This is a genomic window from Sphingomonas sp. SP5 (assembly GCF_058313455.1).
On sequence record NZ_JBZFLF010000003.1, the window covers coordinates 250,131 to 265,564 of the forward strand.

Annotated in this window: 18 protein-coding genes; 3 read left to right on the forward strand and 15 right to left on the reverse strand. The window is 68.7% G+C overall.

Annotated features, from left to right (window positions below; translation table 11 throughout):
- Positions 1-79 precede the first annotated feature (79 nt).
- From AC4GY7_RS08865 to AC4GY7_RS08900, 8 genes are all read right to left on the reverse strand, one after another.
- Positions 80-451 carry a hypothetical protein gene (locus tag AC4GY7_RS08865; protein ID WP_491113039.1) on the reverse strand — a complete coding sequence of 124 codons (372 nt, stop codon included), beginning with the start codon at positions 449-451 and terminating at the stop codon, positions 80-82.
- A gap of 88 nt (positions 452-539) precedes the next feature.
- Positions 540-1,448: a hemolysin family protein gene (locus tag AC4GY7_RS08870; RefSeq protein ID WP_443583757.1), complete on the reverse strand. Its 909-nt coding sequence runs from the start codon at positions 1,446-1,448 to the stop codon at positions 540-542.
- A gap of 10 nt (positions 1,449-1,458) precedes the next feature.
- Positions 1,459-1,971: an rRNA maturation RNase YbeY gene (gene ybeY / locus AC4GY7_RS08875; RefSeq protein WP_491113042.1), complete on the reverse strand. Its 513-nt coding sequence runs from the start codon at positions 1,969-1,971 to the stop codon at positions 1,459-1,461.
- Positions 1,968-2,357: a type II toxin-antitoxin system VapC family toxin gene (locus tag AC4GY7_RS08880; protein ID WP_491113716.1), complete on the reverse strand. Its 390-nt coding sequence runs from the start codon at positions 2,355-2,357 to the stop codon at positions 1,968-1,970. Before AC4GY7_RS08880 ends, ybeY begins: the two co-directional genes overlap by 4 nt.
- A 2-nt stretch (positions 2,358-2,359) precedes the next feature.
- On the reverse strand, positions 2,360-2,614 hold the full coding sequence (locus AC4GY7_RS08885; RefSeq protein WP_491113043.1) for a type II toxin-antitoxin system VapB family antitoxin: 255 nt from the start codon (positions 2,612-2,614) through the stop codon (positions 2,360-2,362).
- 48 nt (positions 2,615-2,662) lie between these two features.
- Positions 2,663-3,661 carry a PhoH family protein gene (locus tag AC4GY7_RS08890; protein WP_491113044.1) on the reverse strand — a complete coding sequence of 333 codons (999 nt, stop codon included), beginning with the start codon at positions 3,659-3,661 and terminating at the stop codon, positions 2,663-2,665.
- A gap of 95 nt (positions 3,662-3,756) precedes the next feature.
- Entirely contained in the window at positions 3,757-5,082 is a 1,326-nt protein-coding gene (miaB, locus tag AC4GY7_RS08895) for a tRNA (N6-isopentenyl adenosine(37)-C2)-methylthiotransferase MiaB (RefSeq protein WP_491113046.1), read from the reverse strand.
- A 72-nt stretch (positions 5,083-5,154) separates the two neighbouring features.
- Positions 5,155-5,721, reverse strand: a complete 567-nt coding sequence (locus AC4GY7_RS08900; protein ID WP_491113048.1) for a DUF4142 domain-containing protein — start codon at positions 5,719-5,721, stop codon at positions 5,155-5,157.
- A 128-nt stretch (positions 5,722-5,849) separates the two neighbouring features.
- Here AC4GY7_RS08900 and AC4GY7_RS08905 point away from each other — a divergent pair, with 128 nt between their 5' ends.
- Positions 5,850-6,836 (forward strand): hypothetical protein, encoded by a 987-nt coding sequence (locus AC4GY7_RS08905; RefSeq protein ID WP_491113050.1) that lies wholly within the window; start codon positions 5,850-5,852, stop codon positions 6,834-6,836.
- Positions 6,837-6,899: 63 nt separating this feature from the next.
- Positions 6,900-7,703: a MipA/OmpV family protein gene (locus AC4GY7_RS08910; RefSeq protein ID WP_491113052.1), complete on the forward strand. Its 804-nt coding sequence runs from the start codon at positions 6,900-6,902 to the stop codon at positions 7,701-7,703.
- An 18-nt stretch (positions 7,704-7,721) separates the two neighbouring features.
- Here the strand turns inward: AC4GY7_RS08910 and AC4GY7_RS08915 are convergent, their stop codons facing one another.
- From AC4GY7_RS08915 to AC4GY7_RS08945, 7 genes are all read right to left on the reverse strand, one after another.
- Positions 7,722-8,432 (reverse strand): lysophospholipid acyltransferase family protein, encoded by a 711-nt coding sequence (locus AC4GY7_RS08915; RefSeq protein WP_491113718.1) that lies wholly within the window; start codon positions 8,430-8,432, stop codon positions 7,722-7,724.
- Positions 8,433-8,480: 48 nt separating this feature from the next.
- Positions 8,481-8,903: a Fur family transcriptional regulator gene (locus AC4GY7_RS08920; RefSeq protein ID WP_038661510.1), complete on the reverse strand. Its 423-nt coding sequence runs from the start codon at positions 8,901-8,903 to the stop codon at positions 8,481-8,483.
- Between the two features lie 81 nt (positions 8,904-8,984).
- Positions 8,985-9,452 carry a GNAT family N-acetyltransferase gene (locus AC4GY7_RS08925; protein ID WP_491113054.1) on the reverse strand — a complete coding sequence of 156 codons (468 nt, stop codon included), beginning with the start codon at positions 9,450-9,452 and terminating at the stop codon, positions 8,985-8,987.
- Positions 9,452-10,090 carry a tRNA (adenosine(37)-N6)-threonylcarbamoyltransferase complex dimerization subunit type 1 TsaB gene (gene tsaB, locus AC4GY7_RS08930; protein ID WP_491113056.1) on the reverse strand — a complete coding sequence of 213 codons (639 nt, stop codon included), beginning with the start codon at positions 10,088-10,090 and terminating at the stop codon, positions 9,452-9,454. Before tsaB ends, AC4GY7_RS08925 begins: the two co-directional genes overlap by 1 nt.
- 63 nt (positions 10,091-10,153) lie before the next feature.
- On the reverse strand, positions 10,154-10,747 hold the full coding sequence (locus AC4GY7_RS08935) for a malonic semialdehyde reductase (RefSeq protein ID WP_491113058.1): 594 nt from the start codon (positions 10,745-10,747) through the stop codon (positions 10,154-10,156).
- Entirely contained in the window at positions 10,747-11,319 is a 573-nt protein-coding gene (locus AC4GY7_RS08940; protein ID WP_491113060.1) for a NifU family protein, read from the reverse strand. The genes AC4GY7_RS08935 and AC4GY7_RS08940 overlap by 1 nt, the downstream gene beginning before the upstream one ends.
- A gap of 199 nt (positions 11,320-11,518) precedes the next feature.
- Positions 11,519-12,253, reverse strand: a complete 735-nt coding sequence (locus tag AC4GY7_RS08945) for an aspartyl/asparaginyl beta-hydroxylase domain-containing protein (RefSeq protein WP_491113720.1) — start codon at positions 12,251-12,253, stop codon at positions 11,519-11,521.
- Positions 12,254-12,503: 250 nt separating this feature from the next.
- Between AC4GY7_RS08945 and AC4GY7_RS08950 the strand changes: the two genes are divergently transcribed.
- On the forward strand, positions 12,504-15,395 hold the full coding sequence (locus tag AC4GY7_RS08950) for a M16 family metallopeptidase (protein ID WP_491113062.1): 2,892 nt from the start codon (positions 12,504-12,506) through the stop codon (positions 15,393-15,395).
- Positions 15,396-15,434 lie beyond the last annotated feature (39 nt).

Genomic DNA, 15,434 nt, shown 5'->3' on the forward strand with positions numbered 1-15,434 from the left:
TGGTCATGTTGCGATTGCTATCGCAGTCCGGCTGATCGGGAAAACGCTTAATCGCGAAAGGTGTGATCGGGTGAGGCGATCAGCGGGGCGGGATGCCGCGCTTGGCGTTGATCCTGCTTTCCAGCGCGCGGGCTGCGGCCTGGGCGTGTTGCCGGTCCGCCTCGCTGCCGCCGGAGCGACCGGCCATGGCATCGATCCGCCGCGATTCGCGCCGGAACTCGCGCGCCTCGTCACGGGTCAGCTGACCGGCGCGTCGCGCGCCGTCGATCATCCGGCGAGTACGGCGGAGCTCTGAATGGACCGGAGCCGTAGGCGGCAAGCTGCTGATCGTCTGCCAGTCTTCCTTCGGCGGCCGGACGGGACCGGTATCGATCGTGCTCCATGCCTGCGCATGAGCCATGCCACCGTCCAGCATCGCCACCGCAACGATGAGCCAGGTTCCGTGTCGCATGCCATCCATCTCCCCTGTCGTTTCGTCGCAGGATGGTCCGCTTCGATGAACGGCGGCTGAGTGGCGGCGAGCAGCGGACTGGCGATGGTCAGGCCTCTTCCACCTCGCGCACGACAGGCGGGTGCAGCCGCAGGCGGTGGATGCGCCGTTCGTCGGCGTCGAGCACCTCGAACTTCCAGCCGCTGGGATGGTCGACGCATTCGCCGATCGCGGGCACGTGGCCGGCGAGCACCGCGGCAAGGCCGCCCAGCGTATCGACGTCGCTATCCGCCTCGCCCAGCCGGATGTCGATCAGTTCGGCGGCATCCTCCAGTTCGGCGCGTGCGTCCGCCTCCCAGGCGCCATCGTCGATCGGCACCAGCAGTGCGGTGGGTGCCTCGTCATGCTCGTCCTCGATCTCGCCGACGATCTCCTCGATCAGGTCCTCGATCGTGACGAGGCCTTCGGTGCCGGAATATTCGTCGAGCACGATAGCCAGATGGACATGGCGCTGGCGCATGTCGGCGAGCAGGTCGAGCGCGCCGCGGCTCATCGGCACGTACAACGGCTCGCGGATCAGCCCGGCGATGCTGGCCGGGTGCTCGGCACCGGTCGCCAGGATCGCGAACACGTCCTTGATATGCACCATGCCGATGATCGTATCGAGCTCGCCACGATAGACGGGCAGGCGGCTGTGGCCGGCCTCGGCAAAGATCTGCACCAGGTGGGCGAAGGTGGTGCCTTCCTCCACCGCGATGATATCGGCCCGCGGCACGCCGACATCGCCCGCATCGCGCTCGCCGAAGTGGAGCAGGTTGCGCACCATCTGCCGCTCGAGCGGAGTGAGGTCGCCCTTGGCATCGGGACCGGGATCGTCCTCGTGCCGGTCGATCGCCTCTTCCAACTGGTCGCGAAGGGATTCTTCCTGCGCGCCGCCGAATATGAGGGTTTTCAGCCCTCGCCAGATGCCGGATTCGTGGAGGTCGCCGTTGCCGGCGCTACTTCGGTCGTCTGCCATGGCGGCGGTATCAGTCCTCTCGTATCAAATAGGGGTCGGCGATGCCGAGCGTGGCGAGCGCCTGACGCTCGATCTCCTCCATCGCATCGGCCTCGTCATCGTCCAGATGGTCGTAGCCTAGCAGATGCAGCGTGCCGTGCACCAGCAGGTGCGTGGCATGCTCTTCGACGGTGACGCCCTTGTCCTGCGCCTCCGCCACGCAGACGCCGTGGGCGAGGACGATGTCGCCGAGCAACAGTTCGCCGTCGTCGCTGTTCTGGCTGACCGTGTCGATCAGGTCCGGCTGCACCATCGGGAAGGAGAGGACGTTGGTCGGCTTGTCCTTCTGCCGGTACTGGCGATTGAGCGCGTGCACGTCCTCGTCCGAGGTCAGCCGCACGCTGATCTCCACCACCGCGGCGGTGGTGAGGAGGTCGCCATGCGGCGTGCGTTCGATCGCGGCACGCGCAGCGCGGACGGCCAGCGCGTCCCAATCGGTGCCGTCGGGCCAGGGCTCTTCGCGGGTGAGTTCGATGTGGATCATGCAAGGTCCGTCTTCGAGAAATCGTCGCCCTTGTAGAGCAGCCTGGCGTCGTTTGTCCTGGCACAGGCATAGGCGAAGCAATCGCCCATGTTGAGGCAGGCGGGGTGGTGGCCTTTGCCGTAGCGGGCATAAGCCTGGATCGCGCCAACGCGTTCCGCATCACCGATCGGGACCAGCCGGACATCGAAATCCGTGACGAACCGATCCGCTTCATCGGACGCCTCTTTGATTGCGACGCCGCGGATTTTGCACAGGGCGCGCACCGTTTCCCATAGCGAAATGGCCGAACACAGCGTGATGCTGGCCGCGCCGAACTTCGCTTCCAGGATGCGATGATCCTCGTCCTTGACGATCATCGCCACCATCGCGGATGCGTCGACGAACACGTTCAATCGTCGTCCTCATCGTTCAGCGAATCGTAGAACGCCTTGTCCGCCACGAACCCGGTGTCTCGTCCCAGCGGGTTGGCCTTGCGCCAGGCATCCATCCGTTCGTGGATCGTCAGCGTGCGAGCCTTTTCCAGCTCACGCTTGCGCTGGAGCAGGGCATCATGAACCGCCGCGGTCTTGCTCGTTCCGAGCAAGTCGGCGACTTCGCGCGCCAGATCGGCGGTGTCCGCATTCTTGATGTAGAGCGACGCCATCGTCACCTCCCGTATATCCCGCCAAGGTGGCAAGGATATACGGTTGCGTCAACCGTTCGGCCCCTCATATGCCTCGACGATCCGCCCGACAATCGGATGGCGGACGACATCCGCGGCGGTGAAGCGCGTCATCGCGATACCCTCGACGCCGTCGAGCCGCATCGTCGCATCGGCAAGCCCCGATGCGCCGACACCGCCGGGCAGGTCGGTCTGGTTGGGATCGCCGCAGATCACCATGCGGCTGTTCTGCCCGAAACGGGTAAGGAACATCTTCATCTGCGCCGGGGTCGTATTCTGCGCCTCGTCGAGGATCACGAAGGCATCCGCCAGCGTCCGCCCGCGCATGAAGGCGATCGGCGCGATCTCGATCTCGCCGCTGGCGATCCGCCGCTCGACCTGCTCGGCGGGCAGGCAATCGTGGAGGGCGTCGTAGAGCGGGCGCAGGTAGGGATCGACCTTCTCCTTCATGTCGCCGGGCAGAAAGCCCAGTTTTTCGCCGGCCTCGACCGCCGGGCGCGACAGGATCAGGCGCTGGACGCTGCCGGTGATGAGCTGCGACACCGCCTGCGCGACGGCGATATAGGTCTTGCCCGTCCCCGCCGGCCCCAGCGCGAAGATCATGTCGTTGGTGGTCAGTTCGCGCATGTAGTGCGCCTGCGCCGGGGTGCGCGGCACGATCGTCTTCTTGCGCGTCCGGATCATGATCGACGGAATGCCGCTGCGTTCGGTACTGACGATGCCGTCGAGCGTCGGTTCGGACGCCATCGCGATCGAGGCATCGACGAGGCCGGTGTCGACCTCTTCGCCGCGCTGCAGGCGGTGGTAGAGGTCTTGCAGCACGTCGCGGGCGAGCGCGACATTCTCTGCCGTACCCTCCAGCCCGACGCGATTGCCGCGCGCGGTAATATAGACCCCCAGCCGGTTTTCGAGCGCCACCAGATTCTGGTCGTATTGCCCGAACAGCGTGGCGAGCAACTGGGGCTTGTCGAACAACACCTCTGCCCGGCTGCGTTCACCGGAGCGGGCGGGGACGGGCTTGCGACTCATGCGGTCCTTTCATGCCGGAATGGCTGAGGACCGAATGTGGGATGCGGCCGGGCGAAAGGAAAGCCGCAAAACCGTTCGCTTGCATCAGGCGCGGATCAGGCGGCGGCGCGCACCCGCTCCGCACCGCCGACCGACACCGGGCCGCCCGACAGGATATCGACCGTCACCATGTCGCCGATCGCGGCATCGGTCATCAGGTGGACCGATTGCAGCCAGGGCGACTTGCCGAGCATCTGGCCGGGCAGCTTGGCGCGACGCTCGATCAGCACGTCGCAGGTGCGCCCGACGCTGGCCGCGTTGAACGCCAGCTGGTCGCGCCCCAGCGCCGCCTGTAGCCGCCGGAGCCGCTCGTCCATCACTTCCGGCGGCACCGCGCCGGCCATGTCGGCGGCGGGCGTGCCGGGGCGGGGGCTGTATTTGAACGAATAGGCCTGGGCATAGCCGACCGCGTCGACGAGGCTCAGCGTCTCGGCGAACTCGGCTTCGGTTTCGCCGGGGAAGCCGACGATGAAGTCCCCCGACAGCGCGATATCGGGTCGCACCGCGCGAATGCGGTCGAGCAGGCGCAGGTAGGAATCGCGCGTGTGGCTGCGGTTCATCGCCTTCAGCACCCGATCGCTGCCCGCCTGCACCGGCAGGTGGAGGAACGGCATCAGGCTCTCGACGTCGCCATGCGCGTCGATCAGCCCCTGCGTCATGTCGTTGGGGTGGCTGGTGGTATAGCGGATGCGGGCGAGGCCGGGGATGCGGTCGAGCACCCGGATCAGGTCGTGCAGCCCGCGTGTGTCGTCGGCCCAGGCGTTGACGTTCTGCCCCAGCAACGTGATCTCGCGCGCGCCGGCATCGACCAGCGCCTTCGCCTCGTCGACGATCGCGGCGAACGGCCGGCTGACCTCCGCGCCGCGGGTGTAGGGAACGACGCAATAGGTGCAGAATTTATCGCAGCCCTCCTGCACGGTCAGGAAGGCGGAAGGGCCGACGCGGCGGCGCGCCGGCAGGCTGCCGAACTTCGACAGCAGCGGCATGTCGGTATCGAGGCTTGGCGTACCGGCAGCGGCCTTTGCGACGAGGTCGGGGAGGTTGTGATAGGCCTGCGGGCCGACGACGACGTCCACCTTGGCGCGCCGGACGATCTCCTCGCCCTCGGCCTGCGCGACGCAGCCGGCGATCGCGATCATCGGCGTGCGGCCGTGTTTGCGAAGACGGCCGATATCCGAATAGACCTTCTCGGTCGCCTTCTCGCGGATGTGGCAGGTGTTGAGGACCACGAGGTCGGCGGCTTCGGCATCCGCGGTCGCGGTGAGGCCGTCCGCCGTCATCAGTTCGGCCATGCGCTCGCCGTCGTAGACGTTCATCTGGCAGCCGAACGACTTGACGTGAAAGATCCGGGGTTTGTCCGCAGCGCTCATGGCGCGGCGCATACAGGATCGAGAGGCGGATCGCTACCCGCCCGAACGACCGGGCTCCCGCCGGTGCGGGAGCCCGGAGCCGGATTACATCCCGCCCATCGCGCCACCCGCGCCGCCCTTGGCATGCGCCAGGTGCTTTTCGATGATCGGCACCGCGGTGGTCGCGACCTGGCGCAGCGCCGGGTCCTGGCCATCGGTGGCATAGCCCTTGTGCAGCGACCAGGCCGCCTTGTGCGCCTCGGCCTGCTGCTGCATGTAGAGCGCGTCGAAGGCGTCGGGCGAGGCGTCCTTCAGTGCCGCGATCTTGGCGGCATTGGGTTCGGACAGCGCCTTGCCGGGCTTCATCACCTTGGGCTCGGTCTTGGGCAGCGCCGCCATCAGAGACTTGGTCGTCTGCGTGTGATCGGCGATCATCTCGCGCGCGAAATCCTTGGTCGCCTGGTTCTTCGCCTTGGACAGGGCGAGCTTGCTCGACTGGATTTCGTACATGTCGCTGTCGGCGGCCCAGGCGACGTAATTCTGGGCGGGCGTACCCGTCATCGGCGCGGCGCCGACCTGGGCGGCGGTCATGCTGCCCGAATCCTGCGCCATCGCGCCGGCCGATGCCCCGGCGAGCGCCAGAACATTAATGCAAATCAACACCTTGCGCATGATCTTCTCCCTATTGCGGGGCGGTAACGACCCGACGTTGAAGGTGTTCCGGCCAGGCCGAGCTCGCCGATGACTTGCTGGTTCCCCGCCGCGATCCATGGAATGCTGCGCGCAAGGGAGAGGGATCGATGAAGAGCCGCGTGGCCTGGGTCTCGATCGGGATCGTCGCGGGCGCGTCCGCTGCGGCGCTCGCGGCCCAGCAGGATGCAGCGAGCGGGCCGGATATCGTCGTCGAGGGCGCACCGCCGCGGATGGTGGCCGGCCTATGGCGCTTTCAGTCGAGCCCGATCCTCTTCGATCCTCCACCGGGACAGCGCATGCCGCCGCCGCGCCCAGGGCAAAGCTGGCAGCGCTGCATCACCGAGGGCGATACGCGTGCGATCCTGGATCAGCTTGTCGGCGAGCGCGCGATGTTCGACGGCACCGCCAGCTGTTCGCGCCTGACGCTGTCGATCGCGCGCAACCGCGTGCGGGGCAACCGCCGCTGCATGATCGCCTCGCCGGCCGGCGTCGCGATCACGCGAACCACGCGCCTGCGCGCCCGTATCGCCGAACTCGGCCTCGATGCGGACTACCTTCTGGAGAACGATGTGCGGGGTCTGGATGGGGGCAAGTTGCGTTGGCGTGTCACCGCCCGCCGCGTCGGCGACTGTGCGGGGGCGCAGGCGCCGATACCCGTGCCAACGCCCGTGCCGGTGGCGACGCCGGCCGAGCCGCTGATCCGGGCGGATCCGGGCCGCCCGGAAGAGCCGCTGCCATCCGGTCCGCAACCGGGTGTGACCGATGATTCCCCGGCACCGAAAGGGCCGCGTGCCGTAGCCCCGGCCGAGCGCCGGGCCGAGGCTCGGGAGGACGATATCGTCGTGGTCGCGCGCAGGCTGCGGGTGATGCGGCTGCATTATGCCAGTGACGGCGCGCTGTTCCGCTGGTGTCATGCCGACGCCTCCAGCGGTGATCCCCGCATCGATCGGATCGGCTGCGCCCTGGTGCGCGCCTGCGTGCGCGAGGGCAACGATGCGACCGCCACCGTGCTCGCCTGCTATCATCGCAAGGTCGATACGCTCGATCCGGTCACCGGCGCGTTGCCGCGGGCAGCCACGCTGCAAGCGAAATAAGCGGGCGACGCCGGCGGCGACTCGCCAAAGCGTGCGAAAGTTGTAGGTTCCGGGGTCATGGACATGACCCGCTCCGCGACCCTTGCCTTGCTGGCCGTTACCGGCGCCTCGCTCTCCAGCGCGCCGGCGCGGGCTCAGGAGGCTGACGATAGCGCGCCGCGACGCACGCGTGTCGCGTTGGGGCCGCAGGTGAAGCCGACCTATCCCGGCGCCGATTCGGTGAGCCTTCGCCCCTATATCGACGTGTCGCGGACCCGCGGCGACACCCCCTTCGCCTTCGAGGCGCCGGATGAGAGCGTGGGCTTTCCGTTGTTGCGCCGCGATGCGCGCCTGCAACTGGGGCCATCGGCCGGCTTCGTCGGGCGGCGGCGCAGCCGCGATGTCGGCGGCGTGCTGCCGACGGTCGGCTTCACCGTGGAGGCGGGCGGCTTCGCGCAATATGCGGTGACCGATGCCGTGCGGGTCCGCGGCGAAGTGCGGCAAGGGCTGGGTGGGCACAAGGGGCTGATCGCCGTGCTGAGCGCCGATTACGTCATGCGCGATGCCGATCGCTGGCTGTTGTCGATCGGGCCGCGGCTGACGCTGGCGAGCGCGCGCTACAATCGCGCCTATTTCGGCGTCGCCCCTGCCGACGCGGTGCGATCGGGACTGCCGGCGTTCGATGCGGGTGGCGGCGTGCAGGCGGTGGGGGCGACGGCCGGCGCGCTGAAGCAGCTTACCCCGCGCTGGGGACTGGTCGGCTATGCCAAATACGACCGGCTGGTCGCCGACCCCGGCCGGTCGCCGGTGGTGCGCGCCTTCGGGTCGCGCAACCAGCTGTCGGGGGGCGTGGCCTTGTCCTATTCCTTCGGGCCGGGGGTACGCTGAGCCGCGGCAGACGGCGGCCTATTCCGCGATCGCCGCGCGCGCCCGGGCGGCGATGCCCTTGCGACCGCCGGCGGCGGCCGGGTCGAAGGGCGGCAGCATGTGCAGCGTGACCGGGAAGGTGCCGCGGCGGCGAAGCACGCGCAGCGCATGGGACTGTCCGGGTTCGTCGCCGATCCAGGCGAGTTCGCCGGTCGCCGTCCCGTAATCGACCCGGACCGGCTGCACGCATACGCCCGGCGGCGGCGGGTCGAGCGCGGCGAGCAGCGCGGCCTTGAAGGGCAGCAGCGTGGTACCGTCGCCCGTCGTCCCTTCGGGAAAGATGGTGACGCCGCGCCCTTCGGCCAGCGCCGTGCGCAGGCGGGCGATCTGTGCGGTCACCTGCAACCGGTCCTCGCGCGTCACGAAGATCGTGCGGTTGAGCGTGCACAGCCAGCCGACCAGCGGCACACCCTGCAATTCGCCCTTGGCGACGAAGGCGCTGCCGGTGGCGCCGGCGATGGCGAGGATGTCGATCCAGCTGAGGTGATTGGCGAGGAACACGACATCGCCTCTCAGCGGCGTGCCGATCACGCGCACCCGCGCACCGGCGATGCGCGCCACGCTGCCGAGGAAGCGGCGCGGCCATGGCGAGGGTAGGCGAAACGCCCGCCACAGGCCGTGCAGCGCCAGCGCGACCAGCAACGTGCCGATCAGCGCTGCCAGTCGCAGCGTGAGGCGCACGTTGCCCATCACGCGACGCCCCTCATGCCGCGACCGCGGCCGGACGCACGCGGCGCCTCAAGCCTTGCGGTCGAGGCTGACGCCGTACAATTCCATGCGATGGTCGACGAGGCGGAAGCCGAGCTTTTCGGCGATCGCCTTTTGCAGCTGTTCGAGTTCCGGGTCGACGAATTCGATGACCTTGCCCGTCTCGACGTCGATCAGGTGATCGTGATGGGCCTCGGGCGAGGGCTCGTAGCGGGCGCGGCCGTCACCGAAATCGTGCCGGTCGAGGATGCCGGCCTCTTCGAACAGGCGCACGGTGCGGTAGACGGTGGCGATCGAGATGCCGGGGTCGATCGCCGAGGCGCGCTCGTAGACCTTTTCAACGTCGGGATGATCCTCCGCCTCCGACAGGACGCGGGCGATCACGCGCCGCTGTTCGGTGATGCGCAGGCCCTTCTGGTTGCACAGGGCTTCGAGGTCGATCTTGCGAGGCATGGGCGCAATGTAGTGGATCGTGCTTGTTGCGAAAAGCGAAACCGACTCGCAATAATGACGGCGGTCGCCTGCCGGTACCGCCTAGACGGGCCGCCGATAGGTGTGCGCGTCGAACGCCTGGCCGGTCTTGCCGCGATAATAGCCGCGCCGTTCGCCGACCTTGGCGAAGCCCTGTGCGATATACAGGTCGACCGCTGCATTGCCGGCGCGCACCTCGAGGTGAAGGTCGGCGATGCCGCCCGCCTGCGCCTCGGCGATCACCGCGCGCAGCAGGGCGGTGGCGATGCCGCGGCGGCGATGCGCGGGATCGACCGCGAGCAGCAGCAGCTCGGCCTCGTCGGCGACGCTGCGCACCATGGCGAAGCCCGCCGGCACGTCGGCGACCAGCGCCAGCGTCAGCCGCACGCCGGGCATGGCGAGCACGCCCATGCACTGGTTGCGCGTCCACGCCTCGCCGTAGCGCGGGTCGAAGGCGGCACTCATCAGCGCATCGACGGTGGCGACGTCGCGCGCGTCGCCGGTGCGCAGCAGGACCTGGCGAGTCGCCATCAGGCCGGCGCCTTCCCGCCCGGCAGCTTGGCATCGGGCGCGCGGCCATAGAGCGGGCGCGGCGGCAGGGTCGCGAGGTCGGGCGGCAGCAGCGGCGCATCGGCGGCGCGGGGCAGGGCGGGGGTGCCGTGCAGGTCGGGCGCCACCTGTTGCAGCCAGCGCACGCCGTTGCCGACCGGATGGCGCCCGGCGAGCGCGGCGATCGCCGCCTCCGGCTTCAACGAGGCGAGCGTATCGAGGGGGCGGGGGCCGGCGGCGAAGGCCTGCATGAACACCTCGCCATGCCCGCCCTCCAGCATCACCGCGATCTCGCCCTCACGGCCGGCGGCGAAGGCGACCGCGGCGATCAGCGACAGGCTGGAATAGCCCTGCACGCGCGCGCCCCAGCCGAGCGCCAGCCCGCGCGCCGCGGCGATGCCGACGCGCAGCCCGGTGAAGCTGCCGGGTCCCACGTCGACCAGAATATGCCCCGCGCGGCCGCCGTCCGGCAGGTCCGCGATCATCGGCAGCAGCTGTTCGGCATGGCCGCGGCCGACCTCGCGATGCTGCGCGGCGATCACCGTGCCGCCTGCGATCAGCGCGATCGAGCAGGCGGCGGTGGCGGTATCGATGACGAGGGTACGGGAGGCGTCGGTCATGGTCGTCGCGCTGCTTTGCGGCACGGCGGCCGGTGGAACAAGAGGCGCGATGCGCGCGAGTCCTCAAGCGATCGTGTTGAACCGATCGAACGCCGGCCGGGGCAGGCGGTCGTAGACGCTCGCCGGGTCGCCATAGCCCAGGGTGGAGATGAAGTTGGAGCGCACGCCCGGCCGATCGGCGAAGAACGCCTTGTCGACTGCACCCTGGTCAAAGCCCGACATCGGCCCGGTATCGAGGCCGAGGGCGCGCGCGGCGATGATGAAATAGGCGCCCTGCAACGTCGAATTGCGGAAGGCCGAGGCGGTGCGCAATTCGGTGTTGCCGTCGAACCACGCCTTGGCATCGGTGTGCGGGAATAGTTCGGGCAGATGCTCGTGGAATTCCACATCCATCGCGATGATGACGCTGACCGGCGCCTTCAGGATCTTGGACGCGTTGGTGTCGGAAACGCAGGCGGCGAGCTTCGCCTTCGCGTCCTCGCTGACGCACCAGACCAGGCGGGCGGGCAATTGGTTGGCGCTGGTCGGGCCCCATTTCATCAGGTCCCAGATCGCGTGCAGCTGATCCTCGGCGACCGGCTGATCGGTATAGCCGTTGTAGCTGCGGGCGGTGCGGAAGATGCGGTCGAGCGCGTCGTCGGACAGGGGGTGGCGCATCAGACGGCCCTCACTTCGGTGACTTCGGGGACATAATATTTCAGCAGCTGCTCGATGCCGTTCTTCAGCGTCGCGGTCGACGACGGGCAGCCGGCACACGCACCGTGCATGCGCAGGAACACCTTGCCCTTGTCGAAGCCGCGGTAGACGATGTCGCCGCCGTCGTTCGCCACCGCGGGGCGGACGCGGGTGTCGATCAGCTCGCGGATCTGCGCGACGATCTCCGCATCGGCGGGATCGTCGGTGGTGATCTCGTCGTCCGCCGGCACGCTGAAGCCGGCGCTGCCCTGCCGGAACAGCGGCATGTTGGCGGCGAAATGGTCGAGCAGGATGGCGAGCACGTCGGGCTTCAGGCCCGGCCATTCGACGCCCGGCGCGGCGGTGACCGACACGAAGTCGCGGCCGAAGAACACGCCCGTCACGTCGCCCAATGCGAACAGCATGTCGGCGAGCGGGCTCGCCTCCGCTTCCTCGGGCGTCGCGAAGTCGCGCGTGCCGGCATCCATGACGATGCGGCCGGGCAGGAACTTGAGGGTCGCCGGATTGGGCGTGGTTTCGGTCTCGATCAGCATGGCGCCCATGTGGCGCGTGGACGCGAGGCGATCAAGCGCGGGAGGGAAAAGGGATTGTTTCGCACCCTCAATCCTTCCCGGAAACGGGGAGGGGGACCAGCGTAGCTGGTGGAGGGGCAGCCAAGCAGGACCACGGCCTGTGGCTGCCCCTCCATCACCGCTGCGCGGCGCCACCTCCCCGTTTGGGGAGGACTGAGCGTCACACCTCCAGCTGCTTCACCGCGGCGTTCCAGCTGCCGATGTTGGCGCGCGCTTCCTGCACGAAGGCGGATCGCTTGACGAAGCCCATGAACAGGTCGGCGAACCATTTGCCCGGATTCCTCAGCGGCCGCTCGAACTGGACCAGCAGCACCACGCGCGTGCCGCTGGTGTCGTTCCACACCTCGTGGTCGTAGGTGTCGTCGAACACCAGCGTCTCGCCCTCCGACCAGCGGACGACGCGGTCGGCGACGCGCATCCGGACGTCGCCGTCGCGCGGCACGATCAGGCCGAGGTGGCAGGTGATGAGCCCCTTGGTCACGCCGCGATGCGCCGGGATGTGCGTGCCGGGGGCGAGGATCGAGAAGAAGGCGCTGTTGAGGCCGGGGATCCGCTCGACCAGCGCACGCGTCGCCGGGCAGCGCGCCAGATTGTCGGGGATCGGATAGCCGTAGCCCCACAGGAAGAACGATCGCCACTTGTCGACCTCCGCGATCGAGCGGTGATCAGGGGAAATGGTGGCGAGGCTCGGCGCCTGTCCGTGGGCGACGACGCGCATCGCCTCGTCGCGGATCTCGCGCCAATGGTCGCGGAGCAGCGCGGTCCAGGCGAAGTCGCGGACGTCGAGCACCGGATCGTTGGCGACCAGCGACGATGCCGCGATCAGCCGGTCGAACACGCCGCGCAGATGCTTGCCGACGCGGATGATGAGCGGTCGCCCGCGCTCGGCCTGCATCGGTCGCGGCCGCCCCCGCTGCTGCTGCCGCACCTCCGGCGCGCTGCCGGATTTCCGCCACATTGCGGGCGGCGTCTCTTCGGTTCGGGTCGTCATCGCATGCACCATCATCGAATTCGGCCCGCCGTTTCCCCCGGGGCCGCTGCCGTCGCCTGCCTGCTAACCCCGTACCGGGGCGAAATGATGTCCGAAACGAGGAGGATGGGGCACGATGCTGGCGGCGGGCGGCGGCAATCGCTACAGGCGGGTCATGGCGTTCCTTCCCCGCGCGTTCGCGCCCGTTCTCGTTCTCGCCCTTACCTCGGCGGTCGTCGCCCAGACCAAGGCACCCCCCGCCAAGGCACCGGCATCCGCTGCACCCGCCGCGGCGGCGCCGGCGGTCAAGGTCGATCCAGCGCCATGGCTCTACAAGGGCAGCGACCTGCCGCACGACCCCGCCTGGGTGTTCGGCACCTTGCCCAACGGCCTGCGCTATGCGGTACGCAAGAACGACGTGCCGCCGGGGCAGATTTCGATCCGGGTCCGCATCGATGCCGGCTCGCTCAACGAAAAGGACAGCGAGCGGGGCTACGCGCACTTCATCGAGCATCTCTCCTTCCGCGGGTCTGAATATGTGCCGGACGGCGAGGCGAAGCGGGTGTGGCAGCGGTTCGGCGCGACCTTCGGGTCGGACAGCAACGCCTCCACCACGCCGACGCAGACGCTCTACAAGCTCGACCTGCCGTCCGCGACGCCCGAGACGATCGACGAAAGCCTCAAGATCCTGTCGGGGATGATCGCGCAGCCGACGCTCACCGATGCCGCGGTGTCGGCCGAGCGGCCGATCGTCCTCGCGGAACGTCGCGAACAGCCCGGGCCGCAGGTGAAGTTGCAGGATGCGATGAACGGCCTGTTCTTCGCCGGGCAGCCGCTCGCCGACCGGTCGCCGATCGGCACCGTCGAGACGCTGGACGCCGCCACCGGCGCCAGCATCAAGGCGTTTCACGATCGCTGGTATCGCCCCGAACGCGCGGTCGTCATCATCTCGGGCGATATGGATGCAGCCCAGCTCGCCCAGCTGGTCACCAAGCATTTCGCCGGCTGGCAGGGCCATGGCGCCAATCCCGCCGATCCCGATTTCGGCAAGCCCGATGCCAAGCAGCCGACCTCCGCGACCATCGTGGAACCCGGCCTGCCGCCGCTGGTGCTGATGGGCGTGATGCGGCCCTGGCAGTACAATGACGACACCAAGCTGTTCAACCAGAAGCGGATGGTCGACACCATCGCCGCCAAGGTCATCAGCCGCCGCCTGGAGCGGCGCGCGCGCGCCGGCGCCAGCTTCGTGCAGGCGAGCGTCGACCTCGACGACCGGTCGCGGTCGGCGAACATGACGACGGTGACGATCCTGCCGGTCGGCGATCAGTGGGAACAGGCGCTGAAGGACGTGCGCGCGGTGATCGCCGATGCGGAGAAATCGCCGCCGACCCAGGCGGAGATCGATCGCGAATATGCCGATTACGAGGTCGCGATGCGCAACGGCGTCGAAACCGCGCGGGTCGAGGCGAGCGCCAAGCAGGCCGACGACATGGCCGGTGCGCTCGACATCCGCGAAACGGTGACCGCGCCGCAGAACAGCTACGATATCCTGGTCGATGCGAAGACCAAGGGAATGTTCAATCCCGCCGCCGTGCTCGCCTCCACCAAGAAGATCTTCCGCGGCGATGCGACGCGCGCCCTGGTCAACACCCGCACCGCCGAGAAGGGCACGGCGGAAAAGCTCGCCGCCGCGCTGAAGGCGGACGTATCGACGCTGACGATCAAGCGCGCCGCGCAGGCGGCGGTGGATTTCAGCAAGCTGCCGGCGCTCGGCGCCCCGGCCACCGTCACCAGCCGCACGCCGATTCCGGGGCTGCCGGCGGAGAAGGTGGTGTTCTCCAACGGCGTGCGCATGCTGGTGTTCGCCAACCCCGACGACACCGGCCGCGTGTTCGTGCGCGTGCGCTTCGGGCGCGGCTACAATGCCTTGCCCGCCGATCGGCCGAGTCCCGCCTGGGCCGGCGACCTCGCCCTGATGGAAAGCGGCATCGGCAATCTCGGCCAGAACGACCTCGACCAGCTCACCGCCGGTCGCCAGCTCGGCCTCGATTTCGGGATCGACGAGGATACCTTCTCGATCGCGGCGCTTTCCAGCCCCAAGGATTATGCCGACGAACTGACCCTGGTCGCGGCGAAGCTCGGCCAGCCGCGCTGGGATGCGGCGCCGGTCGCACGGGCCAAGTCGGCGGCGCTCACCGCGATCCCCGGCTATGATTCCTCGGCCGATGGCGTGCTGTCGCGCGACTTGGAAGGATTGCTGCATGCCGGCGATCCGCGCTGGCAGACCCCGGATGCCAAGGCGGTGGATGCGCTGACGCCGGCCCGGTTCAAGGCGTTCTGGGCGCCGCTGCTGGCGAGCGGGCCGATCGAGGTCGACGTGTTCGGCGACGTGAAGACGGACGAGGCGATCGCCGCGGTGGCGAAGAGCCTGGGCGCGCTGCCGCCGCGCACCGTCACCGATACGGCGCCGCCGCCGGTCAACTTTCCGGCGCATGTCGCGACCCCGGTGCTCCGCTACCACAACGGCCCCGATAACCAGGCGAGTGCAGTGATCGCCTGGCCGACGGGTGCCGGCCTCGCCGACATCGCGGAGTCGCGGCGTCTCGACGTGCTGGCGCAGGTGTTCAGCGACCGATTGTTCGAGCGGATGCGCCAGGCCGCGGGGGCGAGCTACAGCCCCGGCGTCGCCAGCCAATGGCCCAAGGGCCTGCCCGGTGGCGGCCGCCTGATGGCGATCAGCCAGGTCGCGCCCGCCAACGTGCCGCTGTTCTTCCGCCTCTCACGCGAGATCGCCGCCGACCTCGCCAAGAACCCGGTGAGCGCGGACGAGCTCGCCCGCATCAAGGGGCCGTTGCAGCAATATTACGCCCGCGCCTCGACCAGCAGCCTGTTCTGGCTACGCGAATTGTCGGGCGGCGCCTATGACGAGCGGCGGTTCGATGCCATCCGCCATCTCGGCCGCGACTTCGGCGACGTGACGCCCGACGTGCTGCAGGCGACGGCGGCGAAGTATCTGGTTCCGGAGAAGGACTGGACGCTCGCGGTGCTGCCGAAGAAGGGGAAGTAGGCGAGGGAGTGTGAGCGGCGTCCCCGCCGCTCATTTCGT

Bases quoted from the DNA above. Each gene is read 5' to 3' on its own strand.
- AC4GY7_RS08915 (WP_491113718.1), bottom strand. From the start codon at position 8,432: ATGGGCAACGTGCGCCTCACGCTGCGACTGGCAGCGCTGATCGGCACG.
- AC4GY7_RS08890 (WP_491113044.1), bottom strand. From the start codon at position 3,661: ATGAGTCGCAAGCCCGTCCCCGCCCGCTCCGGTGAACGCAGCCGGGCA.
- AC4GY7_RS08885 (WP_491113043.1), bottom strand. From the start codon at position 2,614: ATGGCGTCGCTCTACATCAAGAATGCGGACACCGCCGATCTGGCGCGC.
- AC4GY7_RS08945 (WP_491113720.1), bottom strand. From the start codon at position 12,253: ATGCAGGCCGAGCGCGGGCGACCGCTCATCATCCGCGTCGGCAAGCAT.
- miaB (WP_491113046.1), bottom strand. From the start codon at position 5,082: ATGCGCCGCGCCATGAGCGCTGCGGACAAACCCCGGATCTTTCACGTC.
- AC4GY7_RS08940 (WP_491113060.1), bottom strand. From the start codon at position 11,319: ATGCTGATCGAGACCGAAACCACGCCCAATCCGGCGACCCTCAAGTTC.
- AC4GY7_RS08925 (WP_491113054.1), bottom strand. From the start codon at position 9,452: ATGGCGACTCGCCAGGTCCTGCTGCGCACCGGCGACGCGCGCGACGTC.
- AC4GY7_RS08910 (WP_491113052.1), top strand. From the start codon at position 6,900: ATGACCCGCTCCGCGACCCTTGCCTTGCTGGCCGTTACCGGCGCCTCG.
- AC4GY7_RS08900 (WP_491113048.1), bottom strand. From the start codon at position 5,721: ATGCGCAAGGTGTTGATTTGCATTAATGTTCTGGCGCTCGCCGGGGCA.
- AC4GY7_RS08950 (WP_491113062.1), top strand. From the start codon at position 12,504: ATGGCGTTCCTTCCCCGCGCGTTCGCGCCCGTTCTCGTTCTCGCCCTT.
- AC4GY7_RS08865 (WP_491113039.1), bottom strand. From the start codon at position 451: ATGCGACACGGAACCTGGCTCATCGTTGCGGTGGCGATGCTGGACGGT.
- tsaB (WP_491113056.1), bottom strand. From the start codon at position 10,090: ATGACCGACGCCTCCCGTACCCTCGTCATCGATACCGCCACCGCCGCC.
- ybeY (WP_491113042.1), bottom strand. From the start codon at position 1,971: ATGATCCACATCGAACTCACCCGCGAAGAGCCCTGGCCCGACGGCACC.
- AC4GY7_RS08870 (WP_443583757.1), bottom strand. From the start codon at position 1,448: ATGGCAGACGACCGAAGTAGCGCCGGCAACGGCGACCTCCACGAATCC.
- AC4GY7_RS08905 (WP_491113050.1), top strand. From the start codon at position 5,850: ATGAAGAGCCGCGTGGCCTGGGTCTCGATCGGGATCGTCGCGGGCGCG.
- AC4GY7_RS08920 (WP_038661510.1), bottom strand. From the start codon at position 8,903: ATGCCTCGCAAGATCGACCTCGAAGCCCTGTGCAACCAGAAGGGCCTG.
- AC4GY7_RS08935 (WP_491113058.1), bottom strand. From the start codon at position 10,747: ATGCGCCACCCCCTGTCCGACGACGCGCTCGACCGCATCTTCCGCACC.